Annotated in this window: 19 protein-coding genes; 7 read left to right on the plus strand and 12 right to left on the minus strand. The window is 70.2% G+C overall.

Annotation, left to right across the window (positions count from 1 at the left end):
• Position 1: 1 nt before the first annotated feature.
• On the minus strand, positions 2-583 hold the full coding sequence (locus ACFVJS_RS04700; RefSeq protein WP_378877778.1) for a hypothetical protein: 582 nt from the start codon (positions 581-583) through the stop codon (positions 2-4).
• Between the two features lie 108 nt (positions 584-691).
• Here ACFVJS_RS04700 and ACFVJS_RS04705 point away from each other — a divergent pair, with 108 nt between their 5' ends.
• Genes ACFVJS_RS04705 through ACFVJS_RS04715 form a run of 3 tightly spaced genes read left to right on the plus strand, consistent with a single transcriptional unit; the run spans position 692 to position 2,897 of the window.
• A complete protein-coding gene (locus ACFVJS_RS04705; RefSeq protein ID WP_378877779.1) occupies positions 692-1,942 on the plus strand; it encodes an isochorismate synthase MenF in 1,251 nt (416 codons plus the stop codon).
• Positions 1,943-1,986: 44 nt separating this feature from the next.
• Positions 1,987-2,619, plus strand: coding sequence for an MBL fold metallo-hydrolase (locus ACFVJS_RS04710; protein ID WP_378877780.1), 633 nt, complete (start codon positions 1,987-1,989; stop codon positions 2,617-2,619).
• On the plus strand, positions 2,619-2,897 hold the full coding sequence (locus ACFVJS_RS04715) for a YciI family protein (RefSeq protein WP_378877781.1): 279 nt from the start codon (positions 2,619-2,621) through the stop codon (positions 2,895-2,897). The genes ACFVJS_RS04710 and ACFVJS_RS04715 overlap by 1 nt, the downstream gene beginning before the upstream one ends.
• Positions 2,898-2,921: 24 nt before the next feature.
• On the opposite strand, the gene ACFVJS_RS04720 is transcribed toward ACFVJS_RS04715, so the two are convergent.
• Entirely contained in the window at positions 2,922-3,770 is an 849-nt protein-coding gene (locus ACFVJS_RS04720; protein WP_378877782.1) for a GH25 family lysozyme, read from the minus strand.
• A 190-nt stretch (positions 3,771-3,960) separates the two neighbouring features.
• Between ACFVJS_RS04720 and ACFVJS_RS04725 the strand changes: the two genes are divergently transcribed.
• The 4 genes from ACFVJS_RS04725 (at position 3,961) to ACFVJS_RS04740 (ending at position 5,582) form a co-directional block, all read left to right on the plus strand.
• Positions 3,961-4,320 carry an ArsR/SmtB family transcription factor gene (locus tag ACFVJS_RS04725; protein WP_378877783.1) on the plus strand — a complete coding sequence of 120 codons (360 nt, stop codon included), beginning with the start codon at positions 3,961-3,963 and terminating at the stop codon, positions 4,318-4,320.
• Positions 4,317-4,805: an SRPBCC family protein gene (locus tag ACFVJS_RS04730; RefSeq protein ID WP_378877784.1), complete on the plus strand. Its 489-nt coding sequence runs from the start codon at positions 4,317-4,319 to the stop codon at positions 4,803-4,805. The genes ACFVJS_RS04725 and ACFVJS_RS04730 overlap by 4 nt, the downstream gene beginning before the upstream one ends.
• Positions 4,802-5,368: a TIGR03086 family metal-binding protein gene (locus ACFVJS_RS04735; RefSeq protein ID WP_378877785.1), complete on the plus strand. Its 567-nt coding sequence runs from the start codon at positions 4,802-4,804 to the stop codon at positions 5,366-5,368. Before ACFVJS_RS04730 ends, ACFVJS_RS04735 begins: the two co-directional genes overlap by 4 nt.
• A 61-nt stretch (positions 5,369-5,429) precedes the next feature.
• Entirely contained in the window at positions 5,430-5,582 is a 153-nt protein-coding gene (locus ACFVJS_RS04740) for a helix-turn-helix domain-containing protein (protein WP_378877786.1), read from the plus strand.
• 163 nt (positions 5,583-5,745) lie between these two features.
• Here the strand turns inward: ACFVJS_RS04740 and ACFVJS_RS04745 are convergent, their stop codons facing one another.
• The 10 genes from ACFVJS_RS04745 to ACFVJS_RS04790 form a co-directional block, all read right to left on the minus strand.
• The gene (locus ACFVJS_RS04745; protein WP_378877787.1) at positions 5,746-6,117 is read right to left on the minus strand and encodes a hypothetical protein; all 372 of its coding nucleotides are present in this window, start codon (positions 6,115-6,117) and stop codon (positions 5,746-5,748) included.
• Positions 6,118-6,152: 35 nt separating this feature from the next.
• Positions 6,153-7,757 carry a 2-succinyl-5-enolpyruvyl-6-hydroxy-3-cyclohexene-1-carboxylic-acid synthase gene (gene menD / locus ACFVJS_RS04750; RefSeq protein ID WP_378877788.1) on the minus strand — a complete coding sequence of 535 codons (1,605 nt, stop codon included), beginning with the start codon at positions 7,755-7,757 and terminating at the stop codon, positions 6,153-6,155.
• An 11-nt stretch (positions 7,758-7,768) separates the two neighbouring features.
• Complete coding sequence (locus ACFVJS_RS04755) at positions 7,769-8,731, minus strand: o-succinylbenzoate synthase (RefSeq protein ID WP_378877789.1); 963 nt, start codon at positions 8,729-8,731, stop codon at positions 7,769-7,771.
• Positions 8,731-9,768: an AMP-binding protein gene (locus tag ACFVJS_RS04760; protein WP_378877790.1), complete on the minus strand. Its 1,038-nt coding sequence runs from the start codon at positions 9,766-9,768 to the stop codon at positions 8,731-8,733. The genes ACFVJS_RS04755 and ACFVJS_RS04760 overlap by 1 nt, the downstream gene beginning before the upstream one ends.
• Positions 9,769-9,912: 144 nt before the next feature.
• A complete protein-coding gene (locus tag ACFVJS_RS04765; protein WP_378877791.1) occupies positions 9,913-11,856 on the minus strand; it encodes a peptidoglycan DD-metalloendopeptidase family protein in 1,944 nt (647 codons plus the stop codon).
• A gap of 1 nt (position 11,857) precedes the next feature.
• On the minus strand, positions 11,858-12,382 hold the full coding sequence (locus ACFVJS_RS04770; protein ID WP_378877792.1) for a hypothetical protein: 525 nt from the start codon (positions 12,380-12,382) through the stop codon (positions 11,858-11,860).
• A complete protein-coding gene (locus tag ACFVJS_RS04775; protein ID WP_378877793.1) occupies positions 12,382-14,316 on the minus strand; it encodes a hypothetical protein in 1,935 nt (644 codons plus the stop codon). Before ACFVJS_RS04775 ends, ACFVJS_RS04770 begins: the two co-directional genes overlap by 1 nt.
• A gap of 197 nt (positions 14,317-14,513) precedes the next feature.
• Positions 14,514-17,234 (minus strand): ATP-binding protein, encoded by a 2,721-nt coding sequence (locus tag ACFVJS_RS04780; protein WP_378877794.1) that lies wholly within the window; start codon positions 17,232-17,234, stop codon positions 14,514-14,516.
• Entirely contained in the window at positions 17,231-18,391 is a 1,161-nt protein-coding gene (locus tag ACFVJS_RS04785; RefSeq protein ID WP_378877795.1) for a hypothetical protein, read from the minus strand. The genes ACFVJS_RS04780 and ACFVJS_RS04785 overlap by 4 nt, the downstream gene beginning before the upstream one ends.
• 39 nt (positions 18,392-18,430) lie before the next feature.
• The gene (locus ACFVJS_RS04790) at positions 18,431-18,697 is read right to left on the minus strand and encodes a hypothetical protein (RefSeq protein WP_378877796.1); all 267 of its coding nucleotides are present in this window, start codon (positions 18,695-18,697) and stop codon (positions 18,431-18,433) included.
• Between the last annotated feature and the right edge of the window lie 107 nt (positions 18,698-18,804).

Raw genomic sequence — 18,804 nt, forward strand, 5'->3', positions numbered from 1 at the left:
CTCAGGCGAGCTTCTCGAAGATCTCGTCGGCGTACTTCGCCGCGTCTTCCTTCGAGGCGGCGGTCGCCTGCACGGTGAGGTGCTTGGACGCGTGCGAGCAGGTTGCCTGGGTCTGACCGGTCTGCTGGTCGGCGCTGGAGTAGCAGATGTTGTCGCGGACCTTGGCGACCTCGCCACCGCCGTAGTAGGCGCTGCCGTCGCCGGCGAAGGCGCGGATCATCACGGACTTCTTCATGTCCTTGGTGATGTAGGTGCGCGAGGCCATCGAGAAGCCGAGGGCGTCGGACACGTTGCGGTCCTCCGTCTTCGAGCTGGCGGCGTTCTGCTTGATGAACAGGTCCAACTGCTCCTCGGACGCGCCCTGCTTCTTGATCACGTCGAGGTCGTAGGAGGACTTCTTGTCGGCCGGCTTGTAGCCGCCCGACAGGGTCTCCGGGAGCGTGATCTTCACGCCCGAATGAGACTCGGAGTCGCCAACCCACCGTGGCAGGCCAACGCCCAGCACGACGAAGAGGGCCAAGGCGATGATGCCGAGGGTGATGCCGTTCTCTGCGATGAACGACTGCTCTTTGTTGGTACTCACGCCTGCGCACGCTACAACCCTCATGGTGATGATTGGCAAACGGGGCCGCAATGCCGCATACATCACTTCGACTCGTCCCGGCCGACACCACGCCGATACCCTGGGGGTGTGAGTGAGTCGGAGCAGCGGTCCCTGGTCGCCACCACGGTGGCACTCGACGCCGGGTCGGAGACGCTCGACGACCTGCTCGCGCTGCTGCCCGCCCGTCGGCGCGTGCTGTCCTGGGTCCGCCACGGCGAGGGCCTGGTCGGCTGGGGCACAGCCGCCGAGATCCGTACGTCCGGGCCGGAGCGATTCGCGCACGCGGCCAAGTGGTTCGAGGAGCTGGCGGCCGTCTCGACCGTCTCCGATCCCGTGGGCGAGCCCGGCACCGGACTGGTCGGCTTCGGCTCCTTCGCCTTCGCGGACCTTCCGGGCTTCTCCGTCCTCAAGGTGCCCGCCGTCGTCGTCGGCAAGCGTGGCGACACCGCCTGGGTGACCACCGTCGGACCGGCGGCCACGCCACCTCCCGATCTGGCTCCGGCACCGGAGCCGGAGGCACCGCGCGACGTCGTCTTCGCCGATGCCTACGTCGACGGCGAGCACTGGATGCGGATCGTCTCCGACGCCGTCGCCCGGCTCCAGCACGGCGACCTCGACAAGGTCGTCCTCGCCCGCGACCTGCTGGCCGCGGCGAGCGCGCCGATCGACATCCGCGCCGTGCTGCGGCGGCTTGCCGTTGCGTACCCGACCTGCTGGACGTTCCACGTCGACGACCTCTTCGGCGCCACGCCTGAGCTGCTCGTCCGCCGCGAGCGCGGCCTGGTCACCTCCCGCGTGCTCGCGGGCACGATCTGGCCCACCGGCGAGGAGGACCTCGACCACGCTCTCGCCGCGTCGCTGGCGGAGTCGTCGAAGAACCTCGAGGAGCACGAGTACGCCGCCAGGTCCGTGGCCGACGCTCTGGAGCCGTACTGCTCGTCGATGAACGTGCCCGAGGCCCCCTTCGTGCTCAAGCTCCCCAACGTGATGCACCTGGCCACCGACATCACCGGCGTGGCCAGCGACGGGGTGAGCTCGCTGGACCTCGCCGCGGCGCTGCACCCGTCGGCCGCGGTCGGCGGCACCCCGCGCGAGGACGCCGTCGCGCTCATCGCCGAGATCGAGTCGATGGAGCGTGCCCGCTACGCCGGGCCGGTCGGCTGGATGGACGCCTCCGGCGACGGCGAGTGGGGCATCGCGCTGCGCTCGGCCGAGATGATCGACGACCGCACCGCCCGCCTCTTCGCCGGCTGCGGCATCGTGGGGAGCTCCGACCCGGAGACGGAGCTCGCCGAGACGCAGGCCAAGTTCGTCCCGATCCGCGACGCCCTGTCCTGAAACCCAGCCCGGCGGGGGTGGGAGCGCGCGATAGATTCGGCCGCATGAGGATCACGAAGTTCGGCCATTCCTGTGTCCGGATCGAGCACGACAGCGCGGTGGTGGTCGTCGACCCGGGCGTCTTCGCGGAGCCCGAGGCGCTGGACGGCGCGACGGCGGTGCTGATCACCCACGAGCACCCCGACCACTACAACCCGGCCCTCCTCGAGGGCAGCGACGCGCCGGTCTACACCATCGGCGCGGTAGCGGCGCAGATCCTGAAGGGCGCTCCCGCGGTCCACGAGCGGACCACGGTGGTGAAGCCGGGCGAGTCGTTCGACGCCGGCCTCCCGGTCACCGCGGTCAACGAGAAGCACGCGGTCATCCACGCCGACATGCCCCACTTCGACAACTCGGGCTACCTGATCCAGGCCGGGGACACGAAGATCTTCCACCCGGGCGACGCGCTCGACGGTCCCGGAGAGGCCGTGGACGTGCTCTTCCTGCCGGTCTCCGCGCCGTGGGCCCGCTCCGCCGAGCTGATCGACTTCGCCCGCGAGGTCGGCGCCTCCCGCACCGTCGCGATCCACGACCGGGTCTACTCCGAGTTCGGTTCTGGGGTCTTCGACACCCAGGCAGCCAACCTGATCCCGGCCGAGCGCGGCTACGTACGTCTCGCGGACGGGGCCGACCTCTGATGGCCCTCGTCGCGGTCCTGTACGCCTACAACGACCTCCCCGACGTACGCGCCGAGCACTTGGGCGCCCACCGGGAGTTCCTGGCGAGCCAGGACAACCTGGTGCTCTCCGGCCCGACCTCCGACGGCTCCGGCCTGCTCGTCTTCGAGGGCGAGATCGCGACGGTCGAGGCGACCCTCGACGAAGACCCGTTCCTCGCGGTCGGGCTGATCAAGGAACGCCGGATCTTCGAGTGGACCCCGGTCCTCGGCTCCTGGAGGTCCCAGCTGGGCCTGTGAGGACCGGGGGCCACCCCCGGAGGATCACCCCAGCGCGAGCGCCTGGAGGCGGTCGTACGCGCCGTTGAACGTGTTCTGGTCCAGCGGTGACGAGGTGTACTGCCAGAACGTGTAGTAGCCCCAGCCGGCCGGCAGGGTGCCAGGGGCGCTGGCGTAGCGCGCGATCCACAGCGGATGGGCGCTGGCGAACTGCGAGGTGTTGCCGGTGCAGGTCGTCCACCAGTCGGTGGTCGTGTAGATCACCGCGTCACGCCCGGTGCGGTAGCGGTAGCGGTTCAGGAAGGCCGCGATCCACGAGCGCATCGACGACTGCGAGAGGCCGTAGCAGGTGCCGCCGCTGTAGGGGTTGTACTCGATGTCGAGCACCCCCGGGAGGGTCTTCCCGTCGGCGGACCAGCCCCCGCCGTTGTTGACGAAGTAGTCGGCCTGGGCCGCGCCACCGGAGTCGGACGGGTTGGCGAAGTGGTAGGCGCCACGGATGAAGCCCTGGTTGTACGACCCGTTGTACTGCTGCGGGAAGTAGGTGCTGTTGCGGTAGTAGGTGCCCTCGGTCGCCTTGATGTAGGCGAACCGCTTGCCCTGACCCCACCAGTAGGCCCAGTCGACGTTGCCCTGGTGGCCGGAGACGTCGATGCCGGACACCGACGCCTGCGCGGTGATCGGCCGGTCGTCGGGGGTGCCGCCCTGGGCGTGCGAGCCGGGCGTCGACCAGCCGACGTACGCCCCATGCTCCAGCGTGACGCCGTGGGACCTCGCCTTCTGGGTGAGGTGGCGGCCATCCTTCCCGGCGTCCTTCTCGGCGGCGCCGGCGGACTGTGTCGGGGAGAGGGAGATGGCAAGGAGGAGACCGGCGGCTATCGCGGTCACTCTCATGGATCTGCGGCGCGAAGGACTCATGGGTGGGGCCTTTCCCGAGGAGGAGCACTGCACTGGCACACATGGTGCCGCAACCGATGTCCCCCGGGGAATGTTTTCCAGTAACCAAGTTACTCAACCAAGTGATTGACAAAGACGTACGCTGCGGCCTAGCGTTTGTTGTCAACCAAATGGTTGAGGAGTGACGATGAGCGACGACAGACTCTCCCGAGTCTTTGCGGCACTGGCGGACCCGACCCGGCGCGACCTGGTCGCCCGGCTCGCGTCGGCCGACGCGACCGTAGGCGAGCTGGCGGCGCCGTACGACGTCAGCCTCCAGGCGGTCTCCAAGCACCTCAAGGTGCTCGAGGACGCCGGCCTGGTGAGCCGGGAGTCACGCCGCGCGCCCGTCCGGCTCGAAGCGGAGGTGTTCGACCTCATGACCAGATGGATCGAGAGATACCAGCAGCAGGCCGAGGAGCGCTACCAGCGCCTGGACGCACTGCTCGCCGAGATGCAGGAAAACACGTCACCGCGAGAGTCATCACGAGCAGAGGAAGCATCATGACCACCACGAAGCACGAGACCACCATCGAGGCCTCCAAGGAGGCCCCGACCATCACCATCGTCCGCGAGTTCGACGCTCCCCCGGAGCTCGTCTTCCGCGCACACGCGGAGAAGGAGCTGTACGCCAAGTGGCTCGGCCCGCGCGACGTGGGCATGACCATCACCACCTGGGACTTCCGCACCGGCGGCTCATGGGCCTACTCGGCCGAGCGCGACGGTGACGAGTTCACCCAGTTCTTCGGTAGCTTCCACGAGGTGCGCGAGAACGAGCGCATCGTGCAGACCTTCACCTGGCGCGGCGCGCCCGACGGAGCCTCGCTGGAATACCTCACCTTCGAGCCGCTCCCCGGCGGCCGCACCCGGCTGACCGGCCTCAGCGTCGTCGAGTCCTTCGAGACCCAGGCCGCGATCATGGCCAGCGGCATGGACAAGGGCGTCATCCAGGGCTACGAGCAGCTCGACGAGCTCCTTGCGGAGCTCGCATGAGCGCCGAGCTGAGCAGGGGCGAGCAGCATGCGTACGACGCGGCCCGGTTCGCCGAGATCGTCGGCTCCGCCGCCCCCGGTGACTGGGCCCGTCCCAGCCCGGTGGCGGGGTGGACCGCGCTGGACGTGGTCTCCCATCTGGTCGAGTGGTCGCGAGGGTTCCTGCAGGGATCGGCAGGCGTGGAGCTGGCGCCGCTCGACGTCGCCGCCGACCCGGCCGGCGTCTGGAAGATCCACACCGCCGATATCCAGGGCCTCTTCGACGACCCCGCCAGCCGGATGGTCTCCAACCCGCACATGGGCGACAAGCCGCTCGACGTGGCGCTCTCGGAGATCTACACCCCCGACATCTGGATGCACTCCTGGGACCTGGCTCGGGCCCTCGGGCAGGACTTCGACCTCGGCGCCCAGCGCGCTGCGGCGATGCTGGCCGATGCGGCGGCCATGGAGGACGCCATGCGTGCCTCCGGCCAGTTCGGTCCCCGGGTCGAGGTCCCTGCCGATGCCTCTCCCCAGGACCAGCTCCTCGGCTTCATCGGCCGGGATCCGTACTGGAAGTCCTGACAACCAGCCCCAGGGTGATGAGCCGCGGCGTGAGGCTGCAGGAGGAGGTGGATCTCACCGTATGACAGACGACCACCGAGTCACCGTGCACCTCGACGCCCTCCTCGAGGAACGCGGCATGACGCTGACCCAGCTCGCAGACCGGATCGGGATCACCGTGGCCAACCCCTCGATCCTCGAGAGCCAGCCCGGCGACATCCTCCGAGTGAGCTGACCTCTCAGGGCAGAGTGAGGAGCTGACGTCGTAGCGGGCTCGAACTTCCCGCCTACGTCAGTTGACACCACCTTGTGAAAGCACTCACGAACCGCCGCCAACCGACGTAGCGTCGTCGAAGACCAAGCCAGCGTCCCGGGGCTCGACGCTCACCGACCGCTGATCAGGCCATGGTGATCGATCCGACACCTGCAGCGAACTGGCACAGGTACTGCAGCCGCACCGGCTCCGCGCCAGGCGGGAGCAGGACTGAGGCGACGCGGAAGCCGAGATCCTGCGAGTACTGCCCGCCGCTCTGCCCGCCTTCGCAGCGCACGCTGACGTGGCACGGGCGCTCTGCGGGGATCTCGAAGCTCACCTGGCCCCAGTAGACCCAGTAGTCACGCCCGTCGATCGCCACGATCGGTGGCATCGTGGCGATGAACTTCTCCTTCGCGGTGGACGCCATCTCCAGGGTCATCACCCGCCTCGGGCCCGAGTAGGACTCCACGTACGGCACCACGGTCGGCCATTGTGGCTGCACCTGTTCTGTCACGGGCACACTGTGCCATGTCCGGCCGCGTCGGCGGCTCAGGAACGGGCGAGGGCGCGGATGGCCAGATCGAACCGGCGGCGGTCGGCGCGGGAGACCACGGCCTCGACGACCTCGATGCCGCCGTTCGGGGAGGCGAGGGCGGCCTCGAGCTCGGGGACCGAGGTGACCGCGAGGTGCGGGATGCGGTGGGCGGCGCAGAGGGCTTCGAGGGAGGTGCCGTGCGGGGTGCCGAAGAGCCGCTCGAAGCTGTCGGCGTAGTCGTCGGCGCCCTGCTCGAGCGAGGCGAAGATCGAGCCGCCGTCGTCGTTGGCGACGACGATGGTGAGGTCGGGACGGACCTCGTCGGGGCCGAGCAGCAGGCCCCCGGCGTCGTGGAGGAAGGTGACGTCGCCCATCAGCGCGAGCGCGCGCGTCGAGGAGGAACGGCCGACCGCGGCGCCGATCGCGGTGGAGACGATGCCGTCGATGCCGGCCAGGCCACGGTTGGCGATCACCTTCCGTCGCCCGCCGACACGGTTGGGCCGCATCATCAGGTCCAGGTCGCGTACGGGGTTGGAGGGGCCGAGCACCAGCAGCCCACCGTCGGGCAGGGCGCGGGCGACACAGGCGGAGACGTCGTACGCCGTCATCTCCGGCTGCTCGTGGAGCAGCCGGTCCACCTGGCGGCTGACCTCGCGATCGGCCGAGCGCCACTCCTCCAGCCACGCGGTGTCCGGGGTGCCGTCGACGTGGAGCCGGGTGCGGATCGTGCGGTCGACCCGGAACGGGCGTGCGGGCCAGACGCCGTCGACCGGGGCCGCGATGATCTCGACGTCGGCGCGCGCGAGCAGGTTGGTGACCGGACGCGAGAGGGTCGGGTGGCCGTAGACGACGACCCGCTCGATCCGCTCGGCGAGCGGTGACTCGAGCAGCAGCCGGTAGGAGCGCAGCGCGTTGTCGCCCGTACGCGCGCCCGAGGAGGGCTCGGCGAGCAGCGGCCAGCCGCCGTCCTGGGCGAGGACCCGGGAAGGCGGGCCGGCGTCGTCGCCGGCGACGACGACGGTCAGCGGTGTCCCGGGGCCGGTCGGGATCGACTCGTGGATCAGCAGCTCGGGGCGTACGGGCTCCAGACGGGCCTCGATCTTTCCTGGCTCCCAACGATCCGGCGGGGTCAACGGGACGTCGAGCTGGATGTTCCAGTGGACCGGGCCGCGCGCGGAGTCGAGCGCCTCGATGGCGTTCTCGTCCGGGGCCTCGCCCAGGTCGACGGTCTCCACCAGACTCCCGAAGATGCCGACCTGGTCGGTGACCTGGTTGGCGCCGGTCTCACGCAGTCGCGCCGGCCGGTCGGCGGTGACGACGACCAGCGGTACGCCCGCGTGGGCCGCCTCGAGCACCGACGGGTGCAGGTTGGCGACGGCGGTGCCGGAGGTACACATCACCGCCGCGCGCGAGCCGACCTTGGTCAGGCCGAGGGCGAAGAAGCCGGCCGAGCGCTCATCGATCCGGGTGTGCAGCCGCACCAGCCCGGCCCGCGCGGCATCGAAGACGGCGAACGACAGCGGGGCGTTGCGCGAGCCCGGCGCGATGACGATGTCGGTGACGCGCGCCTCGATCAGTGCGGTGACGACAGTGCGGGCGAGCTCGGTAGCGGTGGCCATGGGTTCTCCCGTCATCGAAGCGCTTCCCGGTAAGCGCGGACATCTGCCAGACGCCGGTGCCAGAACTCCGCGCGCTCCGGCGTGGCCTTCAGGGCCGGCTCGGCGAGGAGGCGCGTGGGAGCCGGCGAGGCCGGGAGCACCGGCAGCACCCCGCCGGCGGGCAGCAGCGGCTCATCGGCGATGTCCTCGGTGAACATCGAGACGGTGCCCAGCCCGCACGCGTAGGGCAGCTCCGGCAACGCCGCTGCGAGCGCGACCCCGGCGGCCATCCCGACCGAGGTCTCCAGCGCCGAGGAGACCACGCAGGGCAGCCCGATGTCCTCGGCGATCCGCAGACAGGTGCGTACGCCGCCCAGCGGCTGCACCTTGAGCACCGCCACGTCGGCGGCCTCGAGGTCGCGTACGCGGTAGGGATCCGCGGCCCGCCGGATCGACTCGTCCGCGGCGATCGGGACATCCACCTTCCGGCGTACGTCGGCGAGCTCCTCGACCGTGAGGCAGGGCTGCTCGACGTACTCGAGTCCGCCGGCGGCACGGTCCAGCACCTTGATCGAGGCCAACGCCTTCTCGACCGACCAGAGCCCGTTGACGTCGATCCGCACCTTGCCCGCAGGGCCGAGAGCGTCCCGGACCGCCTCGACGCGGGCGATGTCGTCGGCCAGGCTCTGGCCCGGGTCGGCGACCTTCACCTTCGCCGTCGCGCACCCGGAGCGGGTCACGATCTCGTGGGCGCGCTCCGGCCCGACGGCGGGCACCGTCGCATTGACGGGTACGGACTCCCGGACCGGTTCCGGCCAGTCCCCCGCGGCCGCCTCCTCGGCGCAGCGCAGCCAGGGCTCGATCTCGGGGGTGTCGTAGTCGAGGAACGGCGACCACTCACCCCATCCGCCGACACCCTCGAAGACGAGGCCCTCGCGCTCGGTGATCCCGCGGAAGCGGGTGGTCATCGGGAGGGAGAAGGCGTGCGGGCTCATCAAGACTCCATGTCGTCGCTCGTGGCCAGCGCGTGCAGGGCCTGCCGGTCGGGCTTCCCGTTGCCGAGGAGCGGGATCTCGTCGAGCGCGACGACCTGTCGCGGCGCCCAGGAGCGCGGATGCTCAGCGGCGACCCACTCGCGGACGGCGCCGGCGTCGATGTCGCCGACGACGAAGGCGACCAGGCGCTGGCCCCACTCCTCGTCGGGGATGCCGAGCGCCTCCGCGGCCGTCACTGCCGGGTGCTCGCGGAGCCTTCGGGCGACGAGCACCGCCGGCACCTTCACACCGCCGGTGATCACCATGTCGTCGACACGACCGAGGATCCGGAGCCGGCCGTCCTCGTCCAGCGTGCCCGCGTCGGAGGTGAGGAACCAGCCGTCCACCAGCGCTTCCGCCGTCTGCTCGGGGTCGTCCTGGTAGCCGTCGAAGAGCGTCGGGCCGCTGATCCGGACCCGGCCGTCGGTGCCGATCGCGATCCCGACGCCGTCCAACGGCATCGCGTCGTAGACGCAGCCGCCGCAGGTCTCGGCCGAGCCGTAGGTGGCGACGACGTCGACCCCGGCCTCCTCGGCCCGGGCCCGCAGCGACGGGTCGATCGGGCCACCACCGAGCAGCAGCGTGTGGAACCCGGCCAGCGCGGCGAGGTCGTCACCACCCGCCTCGACGATCCGGTGGAGCTGGGTCGGCACCATCGACACGAACCGCGGCCCGGGTCTCATCGCGGCCGCGGCCTCGGCGAAGGTCTCGTGGGCTGCTGCGAGCACCGGCTCGTGCCCCGCGATCAGCGAGCGGGCGATCACATTGGCTCCGGCGACGTACGAATCGGGCAGGGTGAGCAGCCACTGCCCGCTCGCTCCGACGCGTCGCGCCGACGCCGCTGCCGACGCCTTCATCGCGGCGCGGGACAGCATCACCCGCTTGGGCTTGCCAGTGGATCCCGAGGTCTCCACGACCCAGTGCTCCGGCCCGCCTCCGGCGAGCCACTCGGCCATCGCGGCGACGGTGCGCTCAGCCCGTACCACCGCGTCGTTCATGCGCCCAACGCTATCTCCTGGGGGAGGTGGGTCGGCGGCGGGCTGGTGGGGTTGGTGGGCTGTAACACGCTGTTCGTAGCACTATCCGGTCGTTCGGACAGGGCGAGAAGTCCTACGAACGACGTGTTACACGGGCTCCGAGCGCTACTGACCGCGGATGCTGAAGTCGGCCACCAGCCCGTGGTGGTCCGACTCCAGCTCGAACGTCGCGTGCCGGGTGGCGGCGGTGGTCGCGTTCGATCCGAGGAGCCAGTCGATGGTGCCGCCGCCGTCGTGGGTGGCCCAGCCCTGCGGGGGCGCGCCGAGGGCCTCGAAGGTCGAGGTCATCCCGGCCTTGGTCATCAGCGGCTTCGGCCCCCACGGATCCCCGTTGCCGCCGTTGCGCGGATAGGGAGAGTTGAGGTCGCCGGCGACGAGGACGGGGCCGTACTTCTGCAGGCCCTGCGCCAGCCCGGCGAGCTTCGCGAAGCCGCGCTGGGCCTCGTCCTTGCGCGCCTGCGGGCTGTTGGCGGGCGAGGTCATCGTGTGGGTCGAGATGACCGAGATCCGCCCGGAGCCGTCGCTGCTCGCGAGGACCACCCAGGTGGCGTACCTGTTGTCGTTCTTGACCCCGGTGACCGGCTTGGTGAGCTGGACGGTGCCCTGGTCGACCGCCACCCAGCGGTCGGTGCGCCACATGACGACCGGGCTGAGCGCCTGGCTGCGCGCGCCGTACTCGTCCGACGAGGCCCGGTAGGTGCCGTAGCCGCGCACCGAGATGTCGGAGACCGAACGTGACTGGGCCTCGTTCAGGGAGACGAAGTCGGGTCCGTGCTTCATGACCTCGGCCAGGTCGGAGCGGTATCGCGAGCGGGACAGGGAGACCTTGATGTTGGCCTGCGCCAGGCGCACCTGCGGGCCGGAGACGGCCGCCGGAGAGGCACCGATCTGTCCCGCGCCCGGCAGACCGCCGACCTGCCTGGTGGCCTGGAGGGTCTTGCCGATGTTCTTCGCCAACCACGCGGCCGGGTCGACTTGGTCCTGCAGGTAGCCGCCGCCGTGGGGGTGCACCTCGAAGTGGAGGTGGCAGCCGGTCGAGTTGCCCTCGCTGCCGACCTGCCCGATGACCTGCCCGGCCTTGACCATCTGGCCCTCGCGGACCGAGAGCGACTGCATGTGGCCGTACCACGTGGTCAGGTTGCCGGGCGCCGTCTGCACCTTCACCAGCCAGCGCCCCGACCAGCCCCAGCCGCCGCCGGACTCGATCACGATGGTGCCACCGTGGGCCGCCTGCACCGGCGTGCCGCACGGTGAGGAGTAGTCGTTGCCGGTGTGCATGTTGGCCCAGTTGGAGCCGGAGTTGCCGTAGTTGTTGTTGTCGATCGCCAGCCCGGCCTGGATCGGACGTACGACGGAGGTGCTGATCCCGGCCATGCCGATCGTGCACGACACGTCGGTCGCGGTGGCCGTCAGGTCGGCGGCCGACACCCCATCGGCGAGCGCGGCGACGAGCGCCCGCGCCTCATCCTCGTGCTGGGCGTAGGCCAGCGGGAACGCCGATCGCTGCACCGCCTGGGCTGCCGCGGTGACCTGCATCTTGCGCCACCCGGGGATGTCCAGGAGGCCGGTGTTGCCGGTGTGGGCGGCCACACCGTAGAAGGCCTGGGCGGACTTGACCGGGTTCATGATGTCGGCGACGGTGCCCCACCCGGAGACCGGGCGCTGCTGGAAGAGACCGACCGAGTCGCGGTCACCGTAGTCGAGGTTGCGCAGGGTGCTCTCCTGCATCGCGGTCGCGAGCGCGATCACCCATCCGTAGGCGGGTACGCCGGACTGCTTGCCGACCGCGACGATCGTCCGAGCGTTCTGGATCTGCTCGGTGTTGAACCCGGCGATGCTGCCCTCGGGGATCTCACCGTCCGGGCCCAGGTTGCCGGCCGGAACCGCGTTGGTCCCGCCGACACAACCCGACTCGGCCTGGTCCTGGCTGCTCTGCTCGGTGCTCGCCAGGCCGCCGATCAGGATCACAAACGCACCGGTGACCACCAGGACGAGCGTGGCTGCGGCCGCCACGATTCCCCAGATCAGACGTGCCTTGAAGATCCACATGTCAGCCGCCGGGGAGGATGTTGGCGACGTACCAGACGTTGTCGACCAGCGTCAGGTAGACGATGACCGTGGGACCGTCGGTGGTGACCTCGACGCGTGCTTCTCGATCGGTCTGATCGAGCACTTTCGGAGACCCCACAACCTTCGTCGCTTCGATGTTGGCGGGATCGGTGGTCCCGAGCGCCTGGGCCAGCGACTCGTCCGGACGGGCGGCGTTGATCCCGGCCCACCACTGCTCGGTGGTGAGGTCGGGACGGGCCCAGGCGGCGACGAACTTGGTCGCCGCGGCTCCCGGATCGGGGACGGGTGATCCGGTCGCGCTGGGGCTCTGTCCCGCCGACACCGAGCCCCGCTCGGGCTGCGCAGCCGGCTCGGCGTCGGGCGCGTCGCTCCACTGGGCGATGAGCCAGATGACGAAGACGATGCCGACGACCACCGAGAAGAACCGGAACGGCGACCTCATGGGCCACCTCAGCACCGGCGCGATGACCTCCCACAGCACACCACGCGTCGTTGTCGAGCGCACTACCGGGCTCCTCCTTCGGCTGACCCCCAGCTGGAACCGTTGTCGACGGGCACCGACCGGTTCCCGTTCGGCGAGTAGATGACGAAGACCGGGTTGCCGTCGGCGTCGTAGTCCACGTTGGCCTCCGCGACCGGCGAGTGACGCGGCGGCTCCGGCTCACGGTCGCCGTAGGCGGTGTAGTCCACGGGGCTCGGCGCTTCGGCGCGGTCGTGGTAGACCTGCGCCGCGGCGGCATGGTGAGACGTCGGCTCGTCCCGGAAGGACGGCTCGTCGCGCTCGGCGGAGCGTGAGTCGAACCACTGTCCCGCCACGCGCTCGCCGTCGGTGCCGCTCATCGAGGACCCCAGGGCGTACGTCGGTGTGCTGGTCGTGCTCGACGCGGCACCCAGCGCTCCGGCGGCCGTCATCGGCACCGGGTTGGGCACTTGCTCGGCGGTCATCGTCGGCCGGCTGCCGGTCAGCTCGTGGCCGGGCATGTAGACGCCCCCAGGGCTCGAGATCGCTCCGGACCCGGCCGGCACACCACCCGTCGGGACAGGCCGGTCGGCGGTCGCGTCGCGGACACCGGCCTCGGTGCCCGTCCGGGCGCCGACGTACGAGGTGAGCATGGAAGTGAGCCGGCCCATGCCCGGCAGCGGGATGCCGTAGGCGGCGGGGCGGGTCAGTCGCCAGGCCAGCACGGTCAGCACCGCGATCAGACCCAGCTTGAGCACGAACCACATCGTCGAGGTCAGGATGGCCGAGTCCAGCCGCAGCAGCAGCAACGCGACCAGGAAGTAGATCGGGCCCATCACCAGCGGCCCCACCACCCGCTTCAGCATCGCCACCGCCGCGTCGCGGGTGTGGTCCAGCATGAACAACACCCCCGCCGCCGGGGCGAACGGCACGATCAACCGGATCAACGCGAACGAGAGCAGGATCGCCAGCCCCGCGACCAGCAGGAAGCCGCACACGACCACGACCACCACGAGGTTCACCAGCGCCGTGGTCGCCCGCTGCGACCAGTGCTCACCCTTGAAGTACTCATACGCCACCGGGTCCGACTTCTTGACCGCCTCGGCATGCTCCTTGAACGCGTCCTGCTTCGCCTCCAGGACCTTCTTGCCCTCGCCGTTGGGGTCCTTGCGATAGACGTCGTACTCCTGCCAGGAGAAGTGCGTCGACCGGAACACCCGGGGTCCATACGTCTTCGCCGTGGCCGAGTCCGGGTCGCCGAAGGCGCCGGCCAGCCAGGTGCGGTACTGCGTCGAACGCACCACCTCGTCCATCTGACCGTCGACCGCCTTGACCGCATCGGTCTCACCGAACTCGTCGTCACCGACGCCCGGGACCGCCCTGCCGTCGTTGAACCCGGTCGCGATCAACCCGGTCGCCGACCGCACCCCGTCATCGACCAGCCGGGTCGACTCGACCGGGTACTGGATCAGCCACGAGGTCACCACCAGCACGCCCAGCGCCCAGCCCGCCGCCGTCACCGCCCGCGCGAACCGGCCGTCCCGTGCCCGGATCATCACCGTCGCCGCGACCAGCAACAGCACCACGCTCACCCACGGCGCCCACACCCCGTCGGTGACCGCCTTGGACGCCGCCACGATGGGGTCGTCGAGCGCCTTCAGGAACGAGTTCTCCCCGATCACCGCGTTCAGCAAGGCGTGCGACCAGTTGGGCAGGATCCCCGAGATCTCCAGCATGATGTTGCCGATCGAGGTCCCCGCACCCGCGACGAACTGCCCCGTGCACCCGTTGTCATAGGTCCACCACTGCGGAGACGTGCCGTAGGCCGACTCCAGCGAGACCTCGTCCTTGTTGCGGAACGGGTCCAACTCGTCGTTGACCTTCTCCGGATCGTTCAGCTCGGTGCCTGCCTTCGACGCCGCTCCCAACGCCGTCATCCGCACGATGAACGACCCGTCCCCGTAAGGAGATGCCGGCATCGGCGCATCCAGGTTGTTGCACGCATCGCTCACACCCGAGAGCCCACCCGTCGGATCGAACGGGATCGGGATGTCGATCCCCCTCGGCCCCGCGGCCGCCGCCGGCCCGGCGACGGACAGAAGAGCGAGGACGAGTACGACGAGGGCAGCCGCCCTACGACGCAGGGGTGTCCTCTGGTGAGCGGGGCGCGGCGGCATCAGCCGATCCCGTCCCCGGAGAGCTCGGTCTTGGAGAGATCGCTCGACTCGCCGATGGCGCGGCTGACGCGGCGGGTGGGGTCGGCGGTGGTGTTGAGCGCCTCCTGCAGACCCGGGTGATGGTTGAGGGTGACCTTGATGATCTCCATGCCGCCGTGGCCGGTGTCGCCGCCGAGACCGTCACGGTAGATGAACTCCCGGTAGCCCAGCTGCTCGTCGCCGCGCCTGGTGCGCGGCGAGAGCCGCGCCAGGATCGACTCGTAACCCAGTCCCTCCGGCTTGCCGAGGAGCTTGAGCGCGTCGCGCTGGGCGGTCTCGTCCTGCGTACGTCCCACGAAGGCCGCCCCGACGAAGTTGTTGATGTCGGAACCCAGGATCGCGGAGGCGTTCTGGGTGGAGACCAGCGCGGCACAGTTGTTCTTGCGGGAGTCGCTGGAGAGCTTGTGGACCAGCGCTCGCCCGGTGCCGCCGGAGGCCTGGGTGACCTCGTGGGCCTCGTCGAGCGCGAACAGCTTCCGCTCGTTGGGGTCGCTGCGGTAGATCAGGTGGAGCGCGGACCACGCCGCGAGGGTCATGATCGGGCGCGCCATCTGCTCCTCGGCGCTCCACTCCTCGCGCGGCACGTGCTCGGGCGGGGTGTTGAGGCCCTTGAGGTTGTAGAAGGTGAACGGGGTGCCCTTCAGCTCCTCGTCGGACTGGAGGAAGTCGTTGCCGAAGAAGAGCCGGCCGAGCTCGCGCTCGCGGGCCGCGGCGAGCTCGCGGGCGATCTCCTGGTCGCCGCCGTCGCCCTCGAAGAGCATCTTCACGATCGTCGAGGTGTCGGCACCACGATCGGCCTGCGCCTCCATGACGCGGGCGCGGATGCGCTTGAGCACCTCTTCGTTGTTGGCCAGGCCGACCGGGAGGCAGGCGCGGAGCACCGAGACGGTCAGGTCACGGCGCTGCTGCACGGCGGCCGACCGCTCGCGGTGGAGCCGCTCGGCGAACTCGTGGTCCGACATCGCCTCGGCCCGGATCAGCTCGGGGTTGGGGTCGGGCACGACCGCGTAGGGCGACAGGCTTCCCGGACGACCGCCGAGGACGTCGACGCTGCGGGCGCGGGCGGGCACCTGCTGGCCGTTGAAGATGCCGCCGCCGATCTCGGGCAGCGTCATCAGCCGCTGCAGCCGACCCGCGGGATCCATGGCGACGCCGTGAATGCCGGACAGGATCGACATGTAGATGACGACGCCCATCAGCGTCGACTTTCCCGAACCCGGGGTGCCGACCAGCGGGATCAGACCGGCCTGCTCCATCACCTCGGTCAGGTACCACGGGTCCATCAGCACCGCCCGTGAGGCCATCGCGGAGGTCTCGCCGAGGTAGAAGCCGCGCTTGTCACCGACCTCCGCGGTGACCGCCGGGAGCCCGGCGGCGACCTTGAGGACCGGGAACTTGCGAGCGTGGGCCGTCGAGGCGAGCGGCTCGCCCGGGACGAACTCCCGAGCCAGGTGGTACTGCCCCAGCTGGCGGGTGATCTTGATCTGCGGCCGGTAGAGGTCGACGACCTTCTGAGCCTTGTCGAGCGCCTCGGCCTCGGTGCGGCCGGTGACGGCGATCCGGTACCAGCCTCTGGTGCGGGTCGAGAGTCCGGTGAACTCCGAACGCATCTCGTCCTCGACGTCGGCGGCGCGGCCGGCCTGACGGGCGAGCTGCTTGGGGGGACGCTTGCCGTGGTCCTCGGACCAGTGGCTGACCTGACCGTCGATACGCCGGGTGAGGCTCGCCATCTCGCGGGAGACGTCCTCCGGCGAGCGCGGCTCCACCCGGAAGGACCACTCGACCGGGAAGCCGAGCGCGTCGGTCTTCGCCATCCACGGCGCATGGCTCTCCGGCACCTCGATGTCGCCGATCCGGGAGACCGTCAGCACGCACACATGGCTGGTCTCCTGGCGGCCGCCGATGCTGCTGGTGACCTGCACGGTCGGGGCCAGCGGCTCGGCCGACCACGCGACGGACTCGAACCACTCGGCCATGTCGTCGGTGTCGAGGAAGTTCTGCTGGGCCTCGCCCGGCTCGGGCACGGGGATCTTGGCGCCCAGCGAGAGCGAGCGGGCGATCATCCACTCCATGTCGTGACCGACCGCCGGCCGCGCCGAGAAGCCCGGTCGCGACATCACCCGGTTGACCGTGTCGAGACGTTCGCTGATCGCCGCCATCTCCCGCTCGGCGGCACTGGCGGAGAACTTCGCCAGGGTCCGCACCGTCGCGTCGCGGCGGCCGAGGTCGACGCCGTAGTAGACGAGCTTGTCGGCCTGACTGTGGGCGGCCATGTGGGCCTGGTTGCGCGCCATCATCTCCTCGAACCCGGGCTGCGGGTCGGGGGCGTTGGCGAACGCGGCATGCGCCCAGTGACGTACGGGATAAGGGCGGGTGGTGACCCGGCCGTGGATCGTGTTGCCGACGAGGTCGGCCAGCTGGCTGGCCTGGTCGGTGATCAGTGCCTCGAGGTCGGAATGGGCACGGAACGACCAGGTCTGCGGCTCGGCGAGGTACCAGGCGATGATGCGGTCGCTGGTGAAGGTCAGGTGACCGCGCACCTCCTCCAGCGCCCACTTGTCACCTCTGGGCTCGTGGACGCCCTTCGAGTCGTCGCCGCCCCTGCCGAAGACGCTCCTGCGTCCCGGCTTGGGCTTCTCGAAGCCAGGCCCGTAGGCCCGCTCCGTTCGCGGCCGCCTCATGCGGTTCCTCCGTCGTTGGGTGCGTCGTCGCCGTTGAGGCGCTTGCGGTAGTCGTCCACGCTCTGCGGGCGCGCGTCAGGCATCGCCTGCTGGTCCTGATTGTCCCTGGGACGCGTACGTCCCGAGGGCTCATCGTCGAACTCGTCGAACTCGTCCGAGTCGTCCAGGTCCTCGAGCCCCGGCTCCGGCGCGACCACCACGGCCGGCCTGACCGCGTGCGACAGCGGCTGCCGGGCGGGCTTCGGGGCGGGCTTCGGGGCCGGCTCCGCCGCGGGCTTGGGGGCCGGGGTCGGGGCGGCCTGCCGGGCCGCAGAGGCTTGCGAAGGCGGAGGCGGCGGAGGCGGTGTCGTGGGCGGAGGCGGTGTCGTGGGCGGAGCCGGCGGAGTCGCAGGCTGGCTCGCAGCCGGGGTGGTCGGCGGCGGAGGCGGCGCGGGCTGCTCGCGTTCCTGACGCGCCTGCCACGGCGCACCGCCCTTCCACGGGACGTCACGGGGCTCACGCGGCGAGGAGGACGGCCGGCTCGACCAGCCACCCTTCGCCGGACGTACGCCGCCGACGCGCTGCCCGCGCGTCGGCTGAGCCGTGGTCTGGACCGTGAGCTGGGCCGGCAGCGGCTCCTCGACGACCTTGGCCTCGATCACCGGACGTACGGGCGCCGCCTTGCCACGCACCGGGGGCGTCTGGGTACGCGGCGTCGAGGCGACCACCGTCGCCTGCAGCATCTGTGGCGCCGGGGCGGTGGCGCCCGGCTGCTGCGAGAACCGCCGACCGGGGCGACGCATGGCCTTCGCCCAGCCGCCGCGCGGGCTGGTCGCGTGCCGGAAGGCGACAGCCGCACCACCTGCGTACTGCGTGCCGGTCTGCACGCGTGGCGTGGTGAGCTCGTGCCAGAAGGTCATCAGCCAGGCACCGGCCGAGCTCTCCGCACTGATGTAGTCGGAAGCCTTCATCGAGAGGTAGGACGCGCCGATCAGCCACAGTCCCATGCTGAGCAGCGTCACCGGCATGCCGAGCTTGCGCAGCAGCACAAGCGTCAGTGGTGCGATCACCAGGAACAGGAAGATGGTGCGGTAGCGCATCTCCCCGATGTAGCGACGAGGGGGACCGAGATAGGTCTGGTCGACCTCGTACAGCTCGTCGTCGTCAGGCAGCCTCATCCCCGAGATCCCTCCCTGGGTAAGCTAACGGGACCGGGCTCAACCTCTGAAGAGACCAGCCATCCACGTGCCGAGGTCCGTAGCGTTGTTGCCGACGGCAAGGCCGAGCACGCCGAGGCCGATGATCAGGCCTCCGACGATCGTGACGGCCTTCGAGATGTTGCCGCTGCGCGCAGCCCAGAGGACTGTCACGCCCAGGATCAGGACGACAAGCGTGATGATGTTGTCGGTGATCCACTCGGCCAGGCCTCCTGTGCCGTACTCGGCGGCCTGCGTCGTACTTTGAATCAACTGGTGCGGTGCCATTGCTCTGCTCCCTTTCCCGAGGTGAGGTGTGGTTGCCGGACATCTCCGGAAGTATTCGATTGTCCCGTCCGGCGCAGCCCCATGCGGCACCGGTGGGTGGAGGCGCC

This window comes from Nocardioides sp. NPDC057772, from assembly GCF_042798075.1.
Lineage (GTDB): Bacteria > Actinomycetota > Actinomycetes > Propionibacteriales > Nocardioidaceae > Nocardioides.

Coding starts and splice junctions, on each gene's coding strand:
- ACFVJS_RS04740 (WP_378877786.1), top strand. CDS start 5,430: ATGACAGACGACCACCGAGTCACCGTGCACCTCGACGCCCTCCTCGAG.
- ACFVJS_RS04790 (WP_378877796.1), bottom strand. CDS start 18,697: ATGGCACCGCACCAGTTGATTCAAAGTACGACGCAGGCCGCCGAGTAC.
- ACFVJS_RS04785 (WP_378877795.1), bottom strand. CDS start 18,391: ATGAGGCTGCCTGACGACGACGAGCTGTACGAGGTCGACCAGACCTAT.
- ACFVJS_RS04730 (WP_378877784.1), top strand. CDS start 4,317: ATGACCACCACGAAGCACGAGACCACCATCGAGGCCTCCAAGGAGGCC.
- ACFVJS_RS04780 (WP_378877794.1), bottom strand. CDS start 17,234: ATGAGGCGGCCGCGAACGGAGCGGGCCTACGGGCCTGGCTTCGAGAAG.
- ACFVJS_RS04715 (WP_378877781.1), top strand. CDS start 2,619: ATGGCCCTCGTCGCGGTCCTGTACGCCTACAACGACCTCCCCGACGTA.
- ACFVJS_RS04775 (WP_378877793.1), bottom strand. CDS start 14,316: ATGCCGGCATCTCCTTACGGGGACGGGTCGTTCATCGTGCGGATGACG.
- ACFVJS_RS04765 (WP_378877791.1), bottom strand. CDS start 11,856: ATGTGGATCTTCAAGGCACGTCTGATCTGGGGAATCGTGGCGGCCGCA.
- ACFVJS_RS04760 (WP_378877790.1), bottom strand. CDS start 9,768: ATGAACGACGCGGTGGTACGGGCTGAGCGCACCGTCGCCGCGATGGCC.
- ACFVJS_RS04755 (WP_378877789.1), bottom strand. CDS start 8,731: ATGAGCCCGCACGCCTTCTCCCTCCCGATGACCACCCGCTTCCGCGGG.
- ACFVJS_RS04720 (WP_378877782.1), bottom strand. CDS start 3,770: ATGAGAGTGACCGCGATAGCCGCCGGTCTCCTCCTTGCCATCTCCCTC.
- menD (WP_378877788.1), bottom strand. CDS start 7,757: ATGGCCACCGCTACCGAGCTCGCCCGCACTGTCGTCACCGCACTGATC.
- ACFVJS_RS04710 (WP_378877780.1), top strand. CDS start 1,987: ATGAGGATCACGAAGTTCGGCCATTCCTGTGTCCGGATCGAGCACGAC.
- ACFVJS_RS04735 (WP_378877785.1), top strand. CDS start 4,802: ATGAGCGCCGAGCTGAGCAGGGGCGAGCAGCATGCGTACGACGCGGCC.
- ACFVJS_RS04725 (WP_378877783.1), top strand. CDS start 3,961: ATGAGCGACGACAGACTCTCCCGAGTCTTTGCGGCACTGGCGGACCCG.